The sequence below is a fragment of the Microbacterium sp. Beta genome, from assembly GCF_005502545.1.
GTDB classification, from domain to species: domain Bacteria; phylum Actinomycetota; class Actinomycetes; order Actinomycetales; family Microbacteriaceae; genus Microbacterium; species Microbacterium oxydans.
This window is the reverse complement of record NZ_SCOG01000007.1, coordinates 114,159-129,428: the sequence shown is the minus strand read 5'-3', so window position 1 is coordinate 129,428 and position 15,270 is coordinate 114,159. Positions and strand designations below refer to the sequence as shown.

General features: G+C 68.5%; 16 protein-coding genes. 8 read left to right on the top strand and 8 right to left on the bottom strand.

Annotated features, from left to right (window positions below):
• Positions 1–135: 135 nt before the first annotated feature.
• The 3 genes from FFS56_RS09490 to FFS56_RS09480 form a co-directional block, all read right to left on the bottom strand.
• On the bottom strand, positions 136–1,170 hold the full coding sequence (locus FFS56_RS09490) for an ABC transporter permease (RefSeq protein WP_171011018.1): 1,035 nt from the start codon (positions 1,168–1,170) through the stop codon (positions 136–138).
• Positions 1,170–2,672: a sugar ABC transporter ATP-binding protein gene (locus tag FFS56_RS09485; RefSeq protein ID WP_046747533.1), complete on the bottom strand. Its 1,503-nt coding sequence runs from the start codon at positions 2,670–2,672 to the stop codon at positions 1,170–1,172. The genes FFS56_RS09490 and FFS56_RS09485 overlap by 1 nt, the downstream gene beginning before the upstream one ends.
• A 179-nt stretch (positions 2,673–2,851) precedes the next feature.
• Positions 2,852–3,721, bottom strand: a complete 870-nt coding sequence (locus FFS56_RS09480; protein ID WP_046747532.1) for a sugar phosphate isomerase/epimerase family protein — start codon at positions 3,719–3,721, stop codon at positions 2,852–2,854.
• A gap of 212 nt (positions 3,722–3,933) precedes the next feature.
• Between FFS56_RS09480 and FFS56_RS09475 the strand changes: the two genes are divergently transcribed.
• Positions 3,934–4,935, top strand: coding sequence for a LacI family DNA-binding transcriptional regulator (locus FFS56_RS09475; RefSeq protein WP_046747531.1), 1,002 nt, complete (start codon positions 3,934–3,936; stop codon positions 4,933–4,935).
• Between the two features lie 40 nt (positions 4,936–4,975).
• Here FFS56_RS09475 and FFS56_RS09470 read toward each other — a convergent pair whose 3' ends face one another.
• From FFS56_RS09470 to FFS56_RS09460, 3 genes are read right to left on the bottom strand one after another with little or no spacing between them, the layout of a single operon-like run.
• Positions 4,976–5,395: an RbsD/FucU domain-containing protein gene (locus FFS56_RS09470; protein ID WP_058633097.1), complete on the bottom strand. Its 420-nt coding sequence runs from the start codon at positions 5,393–5,395 to the stop codon at positions 4,976–4,978.
• 31 nt (positions 5,396–5,426) lie between these two features.
• Positions 5,427–6,425: an aldo/keto reductase gene (locus tag FFS56_RS09465; RefSeq protein ID WP_127012721.1), complete on the bottom strand. Its 999-nt coding sequence runs from the start codon at positions 6,423–6,425 to the stop codon at positions 5,427–5,429.
• Positions 6,412–7,707: an L-fuconate dehydratase gene (locus FFS56_RS09460; protein WP_046747528.1), complete on the bottom strand. Its 1,296-nt coding sequence runs from the start codon at positions 7,705–7,707 to the stop codon at positions 6,412–6,414. The genes FFS56_RS09465 and FFS56_RS09460 overlap by 14 nt, the downstream gene beginning before the upstream one ends.
• A gap of 123 nt (positions 7,708–7,830) precedes the next feature.
• On the opposite strand from FFS56_RS09460, the gene FFS56_RS09455 reads away from it, so the two are divergent.
• Both FFS56_RS09455 and FFS56_RS09450 read left to right on the top strand, forming a co-directional pair.
• Positions 7,831–8,691 carry a fumarylacetoacetate hydrolase family protein gene (locus FFS56_RS09455; RefSeq protein WP_046747527.1) on the top strand — a complete coding sequence of 287 codons (861 nt, stop codon included), beginning with the start codon at positions 7,831–7,833 and terminating at the stop codon, positions 8,689–8,691.
• Positions 8,688–9,437, top strand: a complete 750-nt coding sequence (locus tag FFS56_RS09450) for an SDR family oxidoreductase (RefSeq protein ID WP_046747526.1) — start codon at positions 8,688–8,690, stop codon at positions 9,435–9,437. The genes FFS56_RS09455 and FFS56_RS09450 overlap by 4 nt, the downstream gene beginning before the upstream one ends.
• A 91-nt stretch (positions 9,438–9,528) precedes the next feature.
• Here the strand turns inward: FFS56_RS09450 and FFS56_RS09445 are convergent, their stop codons facing one another.
• Positions 9,529–10,440 carry an amidohydrolase family protein gene (locus FFS56_RS09445; protein WP_137772125.1) on the bottom strand — a complete coding sequence of 304 codons (912 nt, stop codon included), beginning with the start codon at positions 10,438–10,440 and terminating at the stop codon, positions 9,529–9,531.
• Between the two features lie 47 nt (positions 10,441–10,487).
• On the opposite strand from FFS56_RS09445, the gene FFS56_RS09440 reads away from it, so the two are divergent.
• Positions 10,488–11,165, top strand: a complete 678-nt coding sequence (locus tag FFS56_RS09440) for a FadR/GntR family transcriptional regulator (protein WP_046747524.1) — start codon at positions 10,488–10,490, stop codon at positions 11,163–11,165.
• A gap of 18 nt (positions 11,166–11,183) precedes the next feature.
• Here FFS56_RS09440 and FFS56_RS09435 read toward each other — a convergent pair whose 3' ends face one another.
• Positions 11,184–11,846, bottom strand: coding sequence for a transaldolase family protein (locus FFS56_RS09435; RefSeq protein ID WP_058633092.1), 663 nt, complete (start codon positions 11,844–11,846; stop codon positions 11,184–11,186).
• A gap of 118 nt (positions 11,847–11,964) precedes the next feature.
• Between FFS56_RS09435 and FFS56_RS09430 the strand changes: the two genes are divergently transcribed.
• The 4 genes from FFS56_RS09430 to FFS56_RS09415 are packed head-to-tail and all read left to right on the top strand — an operon-like array spanning position 11,965 to position 15,261.
• Complete coding sequence (locus FFS56_RS09430) at positions 11,965–12,927, top strand: ribokinase (protein ID WP_046747522.1); 963 nt, start codon at positions 11,965–11,967, stop codon at positions 12,925–12,927.
• Positions 12,928–12,964: 37 nt separating this feature from the next.
• Complete coding sequence (rbsD, locus tag FFS56_RS09425; RefSeq protein WP_113681631.1) at positions 12,965–13,369, top strand: D-ribose pyranase; 405 nt, start codon at positions 12,965–12,967, stop codon at positions 13,367–13,369.
• Positions 13,369–14,181: a GntR family transcriptional regulator gene (locus FFS56_RS09420; protein WP_046747520.1), complete on the top strand. Its 813-nt coding sequence runs from the start codon at positions 13,369–13,371 to the stop codon at positions 14,179–14,181. Before rbsD ends, FFS56_RS09420 begins: the two co-directional genes overlap by 1 nt.
• 21 nt (positions 14,182–14,202) lie before the next feature.
• On the top strand, positions 14,203–15,261 hold the full coding sequence (locus FFS56_RS09415; RefSeq protein WP_127012723.1) for a PLP-dependent cysteine synthase family protein: 1,059 nt from the start codon (positions 14,203–14,205) through the stop codon (positions 15,259–15,261).
• The last annotated feature ends 9 nt before the right edge of the window (positions 15,262–15,270 follow it).

Below are 15,270 nucleotides of genomic sequence, written 5' to 3'. Positions count from 1 at the left end.
ACTCGGTTTGTTCTGTGTGGATGCCGGACGAGCCGGCGCTGTGGACATTCCAGGTGCCTGTGCGGATGTCTCCGCGGGGTGTCGGCCGGGGCCGGAGGACGACGACGGGCACGGGTTTTCGCCGCCGTCCAGGTCTCAGGTGCGCTGTCGGTTGCGCAGCGAGTCGAGGAACACCGCGAGCAGCACGACCACGCCGACGACGATGTTCTGCCACTCGGGCTGGATCGACATGATGCGCAACCCGTTCACGAGCACGCTCATGATGAGGGCGCCGATCACGGTGCCGAGGATGGATCCGCGTCCTCCCAGCAGCGAGGTGCCGCCGATGATGACCGCGGCGATCGCCTGCAGCTCGTATCCGGTGCCGATCTGCGGCTGGGCCGAATCCAGCCGCGAGGCGATGACGATGCCGGCGACCCCGGTGAAAGCTCCGGCGAACATGTAGATGAGGATCGTCCAACGACGCGTGTTGACGCCCGAGAGGCGCGTGGCCTCCTCGTTCGAGCCGATCGCGAACGTGTACCGGCCGAGGAGCGTCTTCGACAGCACCAGGTACGCGATGACCGCGAGCACCGCTGTCACGAGCACGGCGTTCGGGATGCCGGGGATGATCACGCCGAGGGCGATCTTCTTGAAGTCGGGGGCCGACGTCGAGAAGTAGATCGGTGCGACACCCGAGATCACGAGGGCGAGGCCGCCCGCGATCATCATCATCGCGAGGGTGGCGATGAACGGCGGGAGGCGGAGGAACGTGATGTTCACACCGTTCACGAGCCCCATCAGCACACCGGTCAGGACGCCGCCGATCACGCCGACCCACACCGGCAGCCCCATGTTGGTCACGAACACACCCGTCATCACGGCGCACAGCGCCATGCCGGTGCCGATCGACAGGTCGATGCCGCCGGTGATGATGACGAAGGTGGTGCCGAGGGCGAGGATGCCGATGACCGCCGTCGACAGCAGCACCGTGGCGATGTTGCTGAAGGTGAAGAAGTTCGGGCTGGCGATCGAGAAGAAGATGATCAGCACGATGAGCGTGCCGAACGCCAGCGACTGCTGGAACTGACGCTTCAGGAACGCGCCGACGTCCCTCTTGTCCGTGTTCTCGTTCACGGCGGTCTGGATGATCGTCGTCGTCGACGATCCGGGCTGCTGCGGAGCGCTCATCAGTCTTCCTCCCCGTGGGCTGCGAGTTGCATGATCTTCTCCTGGCTTGCTTCCTCGTTGCGGAGCGTCCCGGTGATGCGGCCGTTGGCGAACACCGCGATGCGGTTCGCCACGCGGAGGATCTCCGGGAGCTCGGATGAGATGACGATGATGGATTTGCCTGCATCAGCGAGCTGTTGCATGAGGCGGTAGATCTCCTCCTTCGCGCCGACGTCGATGCCTCGCGTCGGTTCGTCGAAGATGAGGATGTCGCAGTCGCGCATCAGCCACCGGGCGATGACGACCTTCTGCTGGTTGCCTCCGGAGAGGAGCTTGACCACCTGGTTGACCGAGGGGGTCTTCACCCGCAGCTGCTGCACGTACTCCTTGGTGCGGTTCTTGGCCTTGCTGTCGCCCATCCAGCCGATCGCGTTGGCGTAGGAGCCGAGCGAGGCAAGCACGGTGTTGAACGTCACGTCCTGCTCGAGCATCAGCCCGAGGAGCTTGCGGTCTTCCGAGAGGTATCCGACGCCGTGCTGCACCGCGTCGGCGGGCTGGGCGATCTTCACGGTGCGACCGTCGATCGCGATGGTGCCGCCGTCGCGATGGTCGGCGCCGATCACCGCCCTCGCGGTCTCGGTGCGTCCCGCACCCATCAGCCCGGCGAACCCGAGGATCTCGCCCTTGTGCAGCTGGAAGGACACGTCCTTGAGAAGGTTCCTGGTCGACAGCCCCTGCACATCGAGGACGATCGGGTCGTTGGCGTGCTCGCGGGCCTGAGGACGGGTTCCCTCGTCGATCACACGTCCGACCATCATCTCGATGATCGTCGGGATGGTGATCTCGGACCGGTCGAGTGATCCGATGTATGTGCCATCGCGCAGGACGGTCACCCGATCGGCCAGGCGACGCAGCTCGTCCATGCGGTGCGAGATGTAGACGATCCCGGTGCCACGCGCCTTGAGCTGCTCGATCAGTACGAACAGCGTCTCGACCTCGGTGTCGGTGAGGGCCGAGGTGGGCTCGTCCATGATGAGCACCTTGGCGTTGAACGACAGGGCCTTGGCGATCTCGACCATCTGCTGCTCGGCCACCGTGAGCTCGCCGACGAGTTGCCGCGGGTTCAGGTGGATGTCGAGGCGCTGCAGCAGGTCTGCGGTCTGGGCGTTGAGCTTGCGCTCCGACAGGAACGGGCCCGTCGTCGGCTCCCGCCCGACGTAGATGTTCTGCGCCACGGTCAGATCGGGCATCAGGTTGAGCTCCTGATGGATGATCGTGATGCCGAGCTCCTGCGCCTGAAGAGGGCTCGTGAGCTCGACCTCCTGACCCTCGAACGTGATCGTCCCCTCGTCCTTGGTGTAGATCCCGGAGAGGATCTTCATCAGGGTCGACTTTCCCGCGCCGTTCTCACCCACGAGCACGAGCACCTCGCCGGCGTGCACCTCGAGGTGCACGTCCTTCAGCGCCTGCACGCCGGGGAATCCTTTGCTGATCCCCTCGACCCGGAGGATGGGTCCACTCATGCGCTCACCTGCTTCCTTGAAGGTTCTGCTTCGATGTCGACGGATCGTTCCGCCGCAAACATCGGATCAATTCTGCGTCCTACGCTACGGGCAGCGCAAGTTGTATCTAAATGTATCTAACGTCGACGAGGTTGGGAAGACCTGTAATGACATCTTGATCTTTCCCGCCCTTCACCGACTCAGTGCAGGCGGATCGACTCGACCGCGACGAGCTTGTCGCGGATGTAGGCGTTCGCGTGGGCACCCAGCTCGACGTTGTCGTTCCAGAGGTTCCGCCAGATGCCGAGCATGCGGCTGAGGTCAGGGGCGACGACCGCCGACGAGAACGACTCGAACACGATCGGACCGTCGTACCCGATGCGCCCGAGCGCCTTGAAGAACGCGTCGAAGTCGACGGTGCCGGTTCCCAGATAGCCGCGGTGGCTCTCGCCGATGTGCACGTAGCGCAGGGCGGGGGCGGCATCGAGGACCGGCGCGAACATATCCGACTCCTCGATGTTCATGTGGTACGTGTCGATGTGGATCCCGAGATTCGGCCGGTCGACCTCGGCGACGTACGCGAGAGCCTGCCGCGCCGTGTTGAGCACGTTCGTCTCGTAGCGGTTCACGACCTCGAGCGAGACCGACACTCCGCGCTCGGAGGCATGGTCGGCCACCCGCGCGATCACGTCCCGGCTGCTCGCGAGCGCTTCGGTGGTCACCGGCTCCATGTACTTCTTCATCGCGCTGTAGATCACGCCGCAGAAGTGCTTCCCTCCGAGATCCGCGAGCACGTCGACGGCCTTGATGAGCAGGGCTTCACCGGCCGCGACGATCACGGGGTCGGAGCTCGTGACGTCGGTCGCCTCGGACAGGCCGAGCGACGCACTGACGTCGAGGCCGTATTCCTCGAGAGCATCCTTCGCGACCGCGACGTCGAAGGAGAACGGGTCCATCAGCGGGAACTCGATGAGGTCGAAGCCCGCCTCCTTGGTCTTCTGCACCGCCAGACGGATGCCCTCGGCATCGAAATTCCCCGTCCAGACCAGACCGTGACAGCCGATGTTCATGAGACCTCTCACAGCGGGTGTCCGGCACCGTCGCCGCCCCGGACTTGGCACGTGCCAAGTCCGGTGTGCGAGTCACGCTACGTCGGGGGCGGCAGCGGTGTCAAGAACTTTCTTGGCACGTTGCAACTCCTCCGATATCCTGAGGCCGCCACCGCGGTCAGGAGCCCCGATCGCCGCGGCGACGATGAAGACGAAGAAGATGAAGGAGCCCCATGCCAGCGAGCGTCAAGGACGTCGCCGCCCTCGCGGGAGTCTCCTCCTCCACCGTGTCGAACTACCTCAATCACCCGCACGTGCTCGGAGCCGCGAGCCGCGAGCGGGTACGGGCCGCGATCGAAGAGCTCGACTTCGTGCCCAACGAATCCGCTCGGCAGCTGCGGGCCGGCTCGAGCAAGGCGCTGGCGCTCATCCTCCTCGATGCCTGGCTGCCCTACTTCCACGACCTCTCGCGCGGCGTCGAGGATGTGGCGCGCGAGGGCGGCTGGTCGCTCTTCTTCAGCAACAGCGACCGCGACGAGACACAGGAGCGACGCAACCTCGACATGTTCGAGGCGCACCGTGTGCAGGGCATCGTCATCTATCCGCTCGGCGACGTCGTACCGCGCCTCGAGGCGCTCGCCGATCGCGGCATCCGCTCGGTCGTGGTGGGACCGATCCCCGACTCATCGAAGGTCGCATCCGTGCTGTTCGACGATCGTGCCGGCGGCCGCCTCGCGGGGAAGCACCTCGTCGATCTCGGGCGACGACGCATCCTGTTCCTCGGCAACCCGGCGGTGAGCCAGTCGAACGATCGTCTGGCCGGGCTCCGCGAAGCCGTCGCCGACACGGACGCGACGGTGTCGACGGTCGAAGTGCCGCACTTGGCGACCGAGGACGGCCTGGAGGCCGGCATGCGGATCATCGCCCTGCCCCCCGCCGAGCGGCCCGACGCCGTGTTCGCCGCGAACGACATGGTGGCGCTCGGCGTGCTCACGCAGCTCCTGCGCCACGGCGTCCGCGTGCCGGAGGAGATCGCACTCATCGGGTTCGACGATGTCGCCCAGGCGCACCAGGGTGTCGTCCCCCTCACCAGCGTGCGGCAGCCCGGCTACGAGATCGGCCGCGCCGCCGGGATCGCCCTGCTGGCACAGCTCGCCGCCCCCTCGGCACCCCCGCCCGCGACGACGCCGTTCCCCGCCGAGCTCATCGTGCGGGAGTCGACCGTCGGTCGCTGAGACGGTCGTTCCCTGGCTGCCGCGAGGCCTCGCTCCTTCGTCAGGCCGAGGGGTGGCCGACCACACCCTTGCGCAGCAGCGCGTTGCCGTATTTGCGCGTCTCACCCGTGCGCACCATCAGATAGGCGGTCTTCGCGACCTCGTAGTAGGCGAACCGCTCGACGAAGGCCGTCGTGTCCACGGCTGTGCCCGCCGCCGCCATGAGCTCGCGCTGCACGTCGAGCACCTCGCCGTCGGCCGAGGTCATCAGATCGAGGCCGGGGGCGTCGTCCAGCGGCAGCACGGTGCGGATGGCAGCCACCACCTCGGGCGTCGTGGTGCCGGGCAGGTCGATCACACGTGCGCCCAGACCCCACGCGGGGAAGTGCGCGTCGGCGACGACCACGGCATCGGAGTGCCCCATGCGGTCGAGGTGCAGCAGCAGCTCTCCCGTCAGCAGGGGATGGATTCCTTCGAGCACGAGTGCTCCTCTCGTCGAGCCGTCGGGTGGTTCAGGAGACGCCTGAGCCGGCCGGGATGAGCCCCTCCGCTGCGAGGTCCTCCCACAGTGAGGCCGGGATGTCGAGGGCGGCGTACTCCGCATTCTGCTGCAGCTGCGCCGGACGACTGCCACCCACCACGACCGAGCGTACGACCTCGGACTGCAACGGGAACTGGATCGCCGCGGCCGGCAGGGGCACATCGTGGTCGGCGCACACCGCGGCGATGCGCACCAGGCGGTCCCACAGCTCGTCGGGGAGCTGCCCGTACTCGTAGCGGCCATCCCTCCGCGGCTCGTTCGAGGCCAGCAGTCCGGAGTTGAACACCGACGCCGCGACGATCCCGGTCCCGGTCTCCCGGCACGCGGGCAGCACGTCGACTGCCGCGGGCTGCTCAAGGAGCGTGTATCGGCCGGCCACCATCACGAGGTCGAGGTCGGCGGAACGCACGGATGCCGCGAGGGCTTCCGACACCATCGAGCCGATGCCGATCGCGGTCACCTCGCCTTCCGCGCGCAGCTGCTCCAGGGCCGGAAGGGCCTCGGCGAGCGCGAGGTCGAGGTCGTGCCGCTCCGGGTCGTGCAGGTAGAGGAGGTCGATGCGCTCGATGCCGAGCCGCTCGCGGGACTCGTCCAGGCTCGTCCGGATGCCGTCCGCCGAGAAGTCCCACACGCGCTGGAGGTCGTCAGGCACGTGGAAGTCGTTCGCGGTGTCGAGGCCGCCGGCGTGGTCGGGGTTCGGGCGCAGCAGCCGGCCGACCTTGGTCGAGAGCACGTACTCGTCGCGCGGCTTGGTCTGCAGGAAGGTGCCGAGGCGACGTTCGGAGAGCCCGAGGCCGTAGTGCGGAGCGGTGTCGTAGAAGCGGATGCCGCTCTCCCACGCCGCGTCCAGCACCGCCCACGCGTCGTCGTCGGACAGCTCACGGAAGAGGTTGCCGACGTTGGCGGCACCATAGCCGAGAGTCGGGACGGTCAGGCGGTCAGGCACGATCACACCGTCAGACGCCGACATGCGCGCCCGTCCAGGTGTACTCGGCGATGCTCTCAGCCTTCATCTCCATGCCCGTGCCCGGTGCGGTGGGAGCCATGTAAGAGCCGCCCTGGATGTCGGTGGGCACGACGAAGTGCTCGTGCAGGTGGTCGACGAACTCGATCATGCGGCCCTCGCGGGTGCCGGTGACGGCGACGAAGTCGAACATGGACAGGTGCTGCACGGCCTCGCACAGGCCGACACCGCCGGCATGCGGGCAGACCGGCACCCCGAACTTGGCGGCGAGCAGCAGGTTGGCGATGTTCTCGTTCACGCCCGCGACCCGCACGGCGTCGATCTGCATGACGGAGATGGCCTCGGCCTGCAGCAGCTGCTTGAAGATGACGCGGTTCTGCGCGTGCTCACCGGTGGCGACGCGGATCGGGGCGATGCCTCTGGCGATCTCGGCATGACCGAGCACGTCGTCGGGGCTCGTGGGCTCCTCGATCCACGCGGGGTGGAACTCGGCGAGCGCGTTCACCCACTCGATCGCCTCCGACACCTCCCAGCGCTGGTTGGCGTCGATCGCGATGGGGAAGTCCGGGCCGCACACCTCGCGCGCCTTGCGGAAGCGGCGGATGTCGTCCTGCAGGTCGGCACCGACCTTGAGCTTGATCTGGGTGAAACCGTCGGCCATGGCCTCGCGGGCGAGGCGTTCGAGCTTCTCATCGGAGTAGCCGAGCCAGCCGGGGCTGGTCGTGTAGCCCGGGTAGCCGGTGGCGAGCAGCTGCTGCTCCCGCTCGGCCCTACCGGGCTCTGCGGCCCGCAGGATCCCGAGGGCGTCCTCGCGGGTGAGGGCGTTGGTGAGGTAGCGGAAGTCGACGAGGTCGACCAGCTCCTCCGGCGTCATCCGGGCGAGGAGCTGCCAGAGCGGAAGCCCTGCACGCTTGGCCTTGATGTCCCACAGCGCATTGATGACGGCGCCGATGGCCATGTGCATGACGCCCTTCTCAGGACCCAGCCAGCGCAGCTGCGAGTCGCCGATGATGTCACGGAACGTGCCGCCCATGTCGTCGAGCAGCGGCTCGATCTCGCGTCCGACCAGGTGGCCGGCGAGTGCGTCGATCGCGGCGACCTGCACATCGTTGCCGCGGCCGATCGTGAAGACGAAGGCGTGCCCCTCGATGTCGTCGTCCGCGTCGGTGCGCACGATGACGTACGCGGCCGAGTAGTCGGGGTCGGGGTTCATCGCATCCGACCCGTCCAGGCTCAGAGACGTGGGGAAGCGGATGTCGGTGGTGTCGAGGGCGACGATACGGCTCACGGGATTCCTCTCCATGCACGGGTGATTTCTCCGTGCGGATCTCTTGGAGTGTAAACATCCGATGTCTATACTGTCAACGAGACCGGCCGCCTCGTCGCGGCCTCCCGACCGATCAGGAGAAACATGAAGTTCGCGCGGCTCGGCACCCCCGGGAATGAGATCCCCGTCCTCGTGGAGGGCGACCGATACCTCGACCTCCGCCCCGTAACATCCGATGTGGACGGAGCCTTCCTCGAGAGCGACTTCGGCTCCCGCGTCACCGCCGCCCGCGATGCCGGAGAGCTCCCCGAGCTCGCGGATGCCTCCTCCCTGCGCGTCGGCGCCCCGATCGCACGGCCGAGCGCCGTGATCTGCATCGGCATGAACTACGCAGCCCACGCGGCCGAGTCGGGATCGGAGCCGCCCACCATCCCGATCCTTTTCCTCAAGACGCCGAACACGGTCGTCGGCCCTGACGACACGGTGACGATCCCCCGCGGCAGCGAGAAGACCGACTGGGAGGTCGAGCTCGGCATCGTGATCGGCACCCGCACCGCGTACCTCGACTCGCCGGAGGAGTCGATGGCGCACGTGGCCGGCTTCGTCGCCGCGAACGACGTGTCCGAGCGCGACTTCCAGATGGCGGTCTCCGGGGGGCAGTGGTCGAAGGGCAAGATCGCCGCCGGCTTCAATCCGACCGGACCCTGGCTGGTCACCCCCGACGAGGTCGACCACCAGGCGCTCGGCCTGCGCAGCTTCGTGAACGGCGAGCCGCGGCAGGACTCGAACACGAGCGACATGATCTTCACGGTCGAGCAGATCGTGCACCACCTGTCGCAGTACGTGACGCTCGAGCCCGGCGACCTGATCCTCACCGGCACCCCGCAGGGTGTCGCACTGTCGGGCAAGTACCCCTACCTGGCCGCGGGCGACGTGGTCGAGATCGAGATCGACGGCCTCGGTCGTCAGCGACAGGAGTTCGTGGCATGGGAGGCCCGGAAATGAGCGCATTGAACGGGCTGGTGGCGATCGTCACCGGCGGAGCATCCGGAATCGGCGCGGCGATCGCACAGCGCCTGCACGCCGACGGAGCGACGATCGCGGTGCTCGATCGCGACACCGCCACGGCCGACCCCGCCTTCGCCGCCTTCACGGCCGACGTCTCCGACCGCGCGAGCGTCGACGCCGCTGTGGCTGCCGTCGGCGAGAAGTTCGGACGCATCGACATCGTCGTGAACAACGCCGGTATCGGCGCGCAGGGCGACATCGCCGCGAACGACGACGACGAGTGGGCCCGAGTGCTCTCGGTCAACGTGACCGGCATCGCCCGCGTCACGTCTGCCGCCCTGCCCTGGCTGCGGAAGTCGCCGGCGGCCGCGGTCTGCAACACGGCTTCCATCGCCTCGACCACCGGCCTGCCGCAGCGCGCGCTCTACAGTGCGTCGAAGGGTGCGGTCTCAGCCCTCACCCGTGCGATGGCCGCCGATCACCTGCGCGAAGGCATCCGCGTGAACGCCGTCAACCCGGGAACGGCAGACACCCCATGGGTGGGGCGACTTCTCGACTCGGCCACCGATCCCGCCGCGGAGCGCGCCGCCCTCGAAGCGCGCCAGCCCCACGGACGCCTGGTCAGCCCCGACGAGGTCGCTGCGGCGGTCGCCTACCTCGTGGGCCCGTCAGCCGGCTCCACCACCGGAACCTTCATCGAGGTCGACGGCGGCATGGCCCAGCTGCGCCTGCGCGCGGAGTAGCCCCTCGCCCGCTTTCGAATCGCGCAACTGGTTCCATCCGCACTCTGGATATCCGAAGCATGGATCGGACCGGTTGCGCGATTCGAAACCCTCAGGCCGAGGCGTCGATCCGGTAGAACCGCTCGGCGTTGCGCCAGAACAGGGCGTCGACATCGTGGCCGCGCGCCTCCGCCCACGCGATGACGACATCGGCCCCGCGCGATCGTGCCGTGGACTGGTAGGCCACCTTCTCGCGCTCGGGTGCGTCGGGCGCAGCGGACTCGGCCGGACCGATCGCCGAGACGGGCCAATCGCTCCCCCACATCAGGCGCTCGACGCCGAAGGCATCGGCGGCCACGTCGAGGAACGGCACCAGCTGCTCCGCCGCCCAGTCTCCCCCTGCCTCCGCCTGCAGACCGGAGAGCTTGCAGAACGCGTTCGCGTGGCCCGCCACCTCCGTCAGGTCGCGCACCCATTCGGCTGAGGGCGCGAGCGGCGCAGCAGCCGTGCCGACCGCCGGCTTGCCGAGGTGGTCGAGCACGATCCGCAGCTCGGGGATCGCTGCCGCGAGACGCGCCACCTCGGGCAGCTGCTCAGCACGGACGCAGGCGTCGAAGGCCAGGTCGCGCCGAGCCACCTCCCGCGCTCCGGTCACGAATGCGGCGGAGAGGGCCAACCCGTCAGGGCCGTCCTGCAGGAGGTGACGCACGCCGACGACGAGAGGCTCCGCCGCGAGACTCTCCAGGTGCAACACCGTGTCGGTACCCCGATCCAGACGGATGCCGGCCACGATCCCGATCACGCCCGCCGCGGGGGCGAGCTCCTCGACCCAGCGCACCTCGTCGAGGAAGTCGTCTTCGACGGTCTCCGCCTGCACGAAGATCGACCGCTCGGTCTCCGCACGCGCCACACGGGCACGCTCCAGCTCCGCCCCGGCGAAGCGTCCTGAGAGCGGCCCGTCGAGCCACGTGTAGGTCAGGGCCTCCGGATCCCAGAGGTGCAGATGTGAATCGAGAACACGCATGGCTCCCATCCTGCCGGAGACATCCGATCAATCGCTAGGATGACGCCATGGCAGTCACCGACGAGGCGATCGAGAAGATCAAGGCGATGATCGTGGCGGGCGAACTCGCCCCGGGCGATCGGCTCCCCCCGGAGAAGGAGCTGTCCGAACGGCTCGGCCTCTCCCGCAACTCCATGCGCGAGGCGGTCAAGGCGCTCGAGGTCATCCGGGTGCTGGACGTGCGACGAGGCGACGGCACCTATGTCACGAGCCTCGAACCTCACCTGCTGCTGGAGGCGATCTCGTTCGTCGTCGACATGCACGACGACGATTCGATGCTCGAGATCTTCGCGGTCCGTCGGATGCTGGAGTCGCAGGCGACGGGGTTGGCGGCCACGCTCGGCACCGAGGAGCAGATCTCCGAGCTGCGTGACGAAGTCGACGCGGTCGATGCGGCCGTCACGATCGAGGCGCTCGTCGACCACGACATCCGCTTCCACCGTGAGATCGTCGCGATGTCGGGCAACGCGTATCTCGCGAGCCTGATCGAGCACCTGAGCAGCCAGACCGTGCGTGCGCGGGTCTGGCGCGGTCTCACGGAGGCCGGCGCGGTCGAGCGCACCCTGTCGGAGCACCGGGCCATCGCCGACGCGATCGCCCAGCACGACTCCGCCCTCGCGACCTCGCTCGCCACCGCGCACATCGCGGGTGTCGAGCGCTGGCTGCGTCAGGCCGCGGCGAACTGATCCGCTCCGGGGCGTCGCTCAGGCGCCGAGGCGCACCATCGCGGCGTCGAACTCGGTGGCGGAGCTGTCGCTCACCTCGTGGAAGAGCACCTCGTCCAGCACGTCGGGCGCTGCGGTGAAGTACGGCACTCCGGCCAGGCGCAGCCCCGTGATGTCGTCGGCCGAACGCAGCGAGGCGGCGAGCACGTTCGAGTCGCTGCCCGCACACACCTCCTGCATCCGTGCGATGGTGTGGTCGCCGTCGAGGCCGGCGTCGCGCATCCGACCGAGGTAGGGCGCGATGTACTGGGCGCCGATCGAGGCGCACGCGAGCGCCTGCGCGACCGAGTACACCGCGGTGACGAGCACGGTCGCGCCGTCGCGCACGAGGTTCGATGCCGCGGCGAAACCCGCAGTGGTCGCCGGCACCTTCACCGCTACCCGTTCGCCCAGCGCGCGGATGCCCTCGGCATTGCGCAGGAAGGAGTCCGTGTCGCCTCCCCACGTCTGGAAGAAGATCTCACGCGCGCCTTCCGCCTCCCATCGGGCGTAGAGCTCGGGGATGTCGGCTGCGGTGCGACCGCCTCGCTCGAGGATCGTCGGGTTCGTGGTGACGCCGTGCACCACCCCGGCGGCGAGCAGGCGGGAGACGCGGTCGACGTCGGCACTGTCGACGTACAGGCGTGGCGCGATCGGGTTCATCGGGGTCTCCTCGCGGACAACCTGTCGTTACAGGTGCGGATTCGGCTAATGTAATGACAGCCACCGCGGTCTGTCAAAGCGTCGGCTACGCCTGCCGTCGAAGGAGATCAGGAGCGAGATGACCCCCGCACACCCCCAGGATCGCACCGGCGTCGTGATCGTCGGAAGCGTCACGGCCGATGTCACCACCTTCTCCGGACGCCTCCCCGCCAGGGGCGAGACCATCCTGGGCGACGAGTTCACCCTCATGCTGGGAGGCAAGGGTGCCAACCAGGCCGTCGCCGCCGGGCGCTCGGGGGCACGGACGAGCTTCGTCGGCTGCGTGGGCGACGACCTCTTCCACGATCTCGTCGTCGACGGGCTCACGGCCGCCGGGGTCGACCTGGCGCACCTGCGCACGGTTCCCGGCCCGACCGGTGTGGCGCACATCCGCGTCGACTCCTCGGCGCAGAACGACATCGTGATGGTGCCGCTGGCCAATGCGGCCTTGAGTGCCGCACAGATCGACGATGCACTCGCGGCTCTCGCTCCCACCACGTCGGTGCTGCTCACGCAGCTCGAGACCCCCTCTGCGCTCACCGCGCACATCACCGCGCGGGGACGCGAACACGGCATGACGGTCATCCTCGATCCCGCCCCGGCCGCCGAGCTCGACGCCGAGATCTGGCGGAGCATCGACATCGTCACCCCCAACGAGACCGAGGCGACGCTGATCAGCGGCATCGAGGTCACGGACGCGGACTCGGCCGAGCGCGCCGGCCGCTGGTTCCTCGCACAGGGGGTGGGCGCCGCGGTCATCACACTCGCGGGCCAGGGGTCATGCGTCGTGACGGCGGAGGGCGCCGCCGTGATCCCGCCGTTCCCCGTCGACGCCGTGGACACGACAGCAGCGGGAGACGCCTACGCGGGCTATCTCGGTGCAGCGCTCGCCAACGGGAGCAGCCTGGAGGACGCCGTGCGGCTGGCAACGGCGGCGGGCGCGCTCACGGTCACCAAGCAGGGCGCATCGCCGAGCCTGCCCCACCGCGCGGAGGTCGAGGCATTCCTGGCCGAGCGCACCACCACATCCGTCGCGAGCTGAACTCCGCGATCCCGCATCCGGAGAACCGAGGAGACCCATGCGAAAGACCGCCACCACGATCAACCCCGCGCTCTCCCGCGTGATCAGCGAGACCGGGCACACCGACCTGATCGTCGTCACCGATGCGGGCCTGCCCATCCCGCCGGGCTCTGAGCGCATCGACCTGGCGTATCGACCGGGGGCTCCGGCCTTCCTCGACGTGCTCGACACCGTGCTCGCCGAGCTGGTGGTCGAGGGCGCCACCGTCTCGGCCGAGGTGGCGGAGCAGAGTCCCGAAGTGCTCGAGGCGTTGCGGGAGCGGTTCGCCGGTGAGGGCTTCGAGATCGAGCTCATCCCGCACGTCGATTTCAAGAAGCTCAGCCAGGGCGCCCGCGCGTTCGTGCGCTCCGGGGAGTTCACCCCCTACGCGAACGTGATCCTGCACGCGGGGGTGGCGTACTGATGGCCATCGTCGACGACGCGATCGATCGGCATTCCGCCGCGCCCATGTACGACCAGCTGCGCCAGCTGATCATCGACGGCATCGCCCGCGACGGCCTGCAGCCCGGCGATCCGCTCCCCGGCGAGCACCGGCTGTGCGAGCGCTACGGCATCTCCCGCACCGTGGTGCGTCAAGCGCTCGCCCAGCTCGAACATGAGGGGCTCGTCGAGCGCGTGAAGGGCAAGGGCACCTTCGTCTCCCGGCCCCGCACCAGCGAGAGCCTGGTGCACACCCTCGTGGGCCTGTACGACGACGTCGAGCGCCGTGGTGGCCACGTGCACAGCGACGTGCTGCGCCACGAGCGGACGACGGCGGATGAAGAGATCGCGCTCGCCCTGGAGGTGCCCGTCGGCTCTGCCGTCGTCGTGCTGGAGCGTCTGCGCCACGTCGACGGCGAGCCGTGGTCGCTCTCGACGACCTGGATGCCCGAAGCCGTGGGCTCGGTGACGCTCGGCGCCGACCTGACCGAGGCGTCGCTGTACCGGCTGCTCGCCGACAACGACATCGTTGCGACGCACGGCGTGCGCTCGGCGGAGGCGACCGTGGCCACGCACGAGCAGGCGCAGCATCTCGGCGTCAGCGCTGGTTCGGCCCTGCTGCGTCTGCGCAGCATCAGCCGCAGCGCCGACGGCACGCCCATCGAGTACTTCATCGCGTATCACCGCGGCGACCGGTCGCGCTTCGAGTTCCAGCTGCAGCAGGAGCAGTCGCAGGCCTCGCTGCTGCACGTGGACGGCGAGGGCGGGGCCTCGCGCGCCGGAACGGTCGGCTGACCGCCCGGTAGTCTCGAGGGCATGAGCGACTGGACCAGCACCGCGATCGCCCTGCTGGAAGCCGATGCCAACCGCAGCGCCGACACGCACCTGCACCTGTTCCCGCTGCCGCCCGAATGGGGCATCGACCTGTACCTCAAGGACGAGTCGGTGCACCCGACGGGTTCCCTCAAACACCGCCTCGCGCGGTCGCTCATCCTCTACGGGCTGGTGAACGGACGCATCCGCGAAGACACCACGCTCGTGGAATCGTCGAGTGGGTCGACCGCGGTCTCCGAGGCGTACTTCGCCCGGATGCTGGGCCTGAAGTTCATCACCGTCGTGCCGCGTTCGACGGTGCAGGAGAAGATCGACCTCATCGAGTTCTACGGCGGCACCTGCCACTTCGTCGACCGTGCGGAGGACATGTCGCCGGAGGCGCAGCGCCTCGCATCGGACTGCACCGGCCACTACCTCGACCAGTTCACGTTCGCGGAGCGCGCGACCGATTGGCGCGGCAACAACAACATCGCCGAGAGCGTGTTCAGCCAGCTCTCCCAGGAACGCCACCCCATCCCCACCTGGATCGTCACGGGTGCGGGCACGGGAGGCACCAGCGCCACGTTCGGCCGCTACGTGAAGTACCGGATGCACGACACCAAGATCGCGGTCGTCGACCCGGAGGGTTCAGCCTTCTACGACGGATGGGCCGGCACGGTGGATCCGCCGGCCGGACGCCCGAGTCGCATCGAGGGCATCGGCCGCCCGCGCGTCGAGGCGTCGTTCGTGCCCACCGTGATCGACGAGATGATCCAGGTCCCCGATGCGGGGTCGATCGCCGCGATCCGCCTGCTGCGTGAACGCACCCTGCACTGGGCCGGCGGGTCGACGGGCACGAACCTCTACGGCGCGTTCCAGCTCATCGCGCGGATGCGTGCCGCGGACGAGACCGGCAGCGTCGTGACCCTGATCTGCGACAGCGGAGTCCGCTACGCCAACACCTACTACTCCGACGAGTGGGTGGCCGCGCAGGGCTGGGACCTCGCCCCGCACCGCGCCCGGCTGGAGCGGTTCCTGGAGTCCGGCGTCTGGGGCGAGTGAAGGCTGCGG

Excerpts from the sequence above, each read along its gene's own strand:
- FFS56_RS09490 (WP_171011018.1), bottom strand. The coding sequence starts at position 1,170 with ATGAGCGCTCCGCAGCAGCCCGGATCGTCGACGACGACGATCATCCAG.
- FFS56_RS09485 (WP_046747533.1), bottom strand. The coding sequence starts at position 2,672 with ATGAGTGGACCCATCCTCCGGGTCGAGGGGATCAGCAAAGGATTCCCC.
- FFS56_RS09480 (WP_046747532.1), bottom strand. The coding sequence starts at position 3,721 with ATGAACATCGGCTGTCACGGTCTGGTCTGGACGGGGAATTTCGATGCC.
- FFS56_RS09475 (WP_046747531.1), top strand. The coding sequence starts at position 3,934 with ATGCCAGCGAGCGTCAAGGACGTCGCCGCCCTCGCGGGAGTCTCCTCC.
- FFS56_RS09465 (WP_127012721.1), bottom strand. The coding sequence starts at position 6,425 with ATGTCGGCGTCTGACGGTGTGATCGTGCCTGACCGCCTGACCGTCCCG.
- FFS56_RS09455 (WP_046747527.1), top strand. The coding sequence starts at position 7,831 with ATGAAGTTCGCGCGGCTCGGCACCCCCGGGAATGAGATCCCCGTCCTC.
- FFS56_RS09450 (WP_046747526.1), top strand. The coding sequence starts at position 8,688 with ATGAGCGCATTGAACGGGCTGGTGGCGATCGTCACCGGCGGAGCATCC.
- FFS56_RS09445 (WP_137772125.1), bottom strand. The coding sequence starts at position 10,440 with ATGCGTGTTCTCGATTCACATCTGCACCTCTGGGATCCGGAGGCCCTG.
- FFS56_RS09440 (WP_046747524.1), top strand. The coding sequence starts at position 10,488 with ATGGCAGTCACCGACGAGGCGATCGAGAAGATCAAGGCGATGATCGTG.
- FFS56_RS09435 (WP_058633092.1), bottom strand. The coding sequence starts at position 11,846 with ATGAACCCGATCGCGCCACGCCTGTACGTCGACAGTGCCGACGTCGAC.
- FFS56_RS09430 (WP_046747522.1), top strand. The coding sequence starts at position 11,965 with ATGACCCCCGCACACCCCCAGGATCGCACCGGCGTCGTGATCGTCGGA.
- rbsD (WP_113681631.1), top strand. The coding sequence starts at position 12,965 with ATGCGAAAGACCGCCACCACGATCAACCCCGCGCTCTCCCGCGTGATC.
- FFS56_RS09420 (WP_046747520.1), top strand. The coding sequence starts at position 13,369 with ATGGCCATCGTCGACGACGCGATCGATCGGCATTCCGCCGCGCCCATG.
- FFS56_RS09415 (WP_127012723.1), top strand. The coding sequence starts at position 14,203 with ATGAGCGACTGGACCAGCACCGCGATCGCCCTGCTGGAAGCCGATGCC.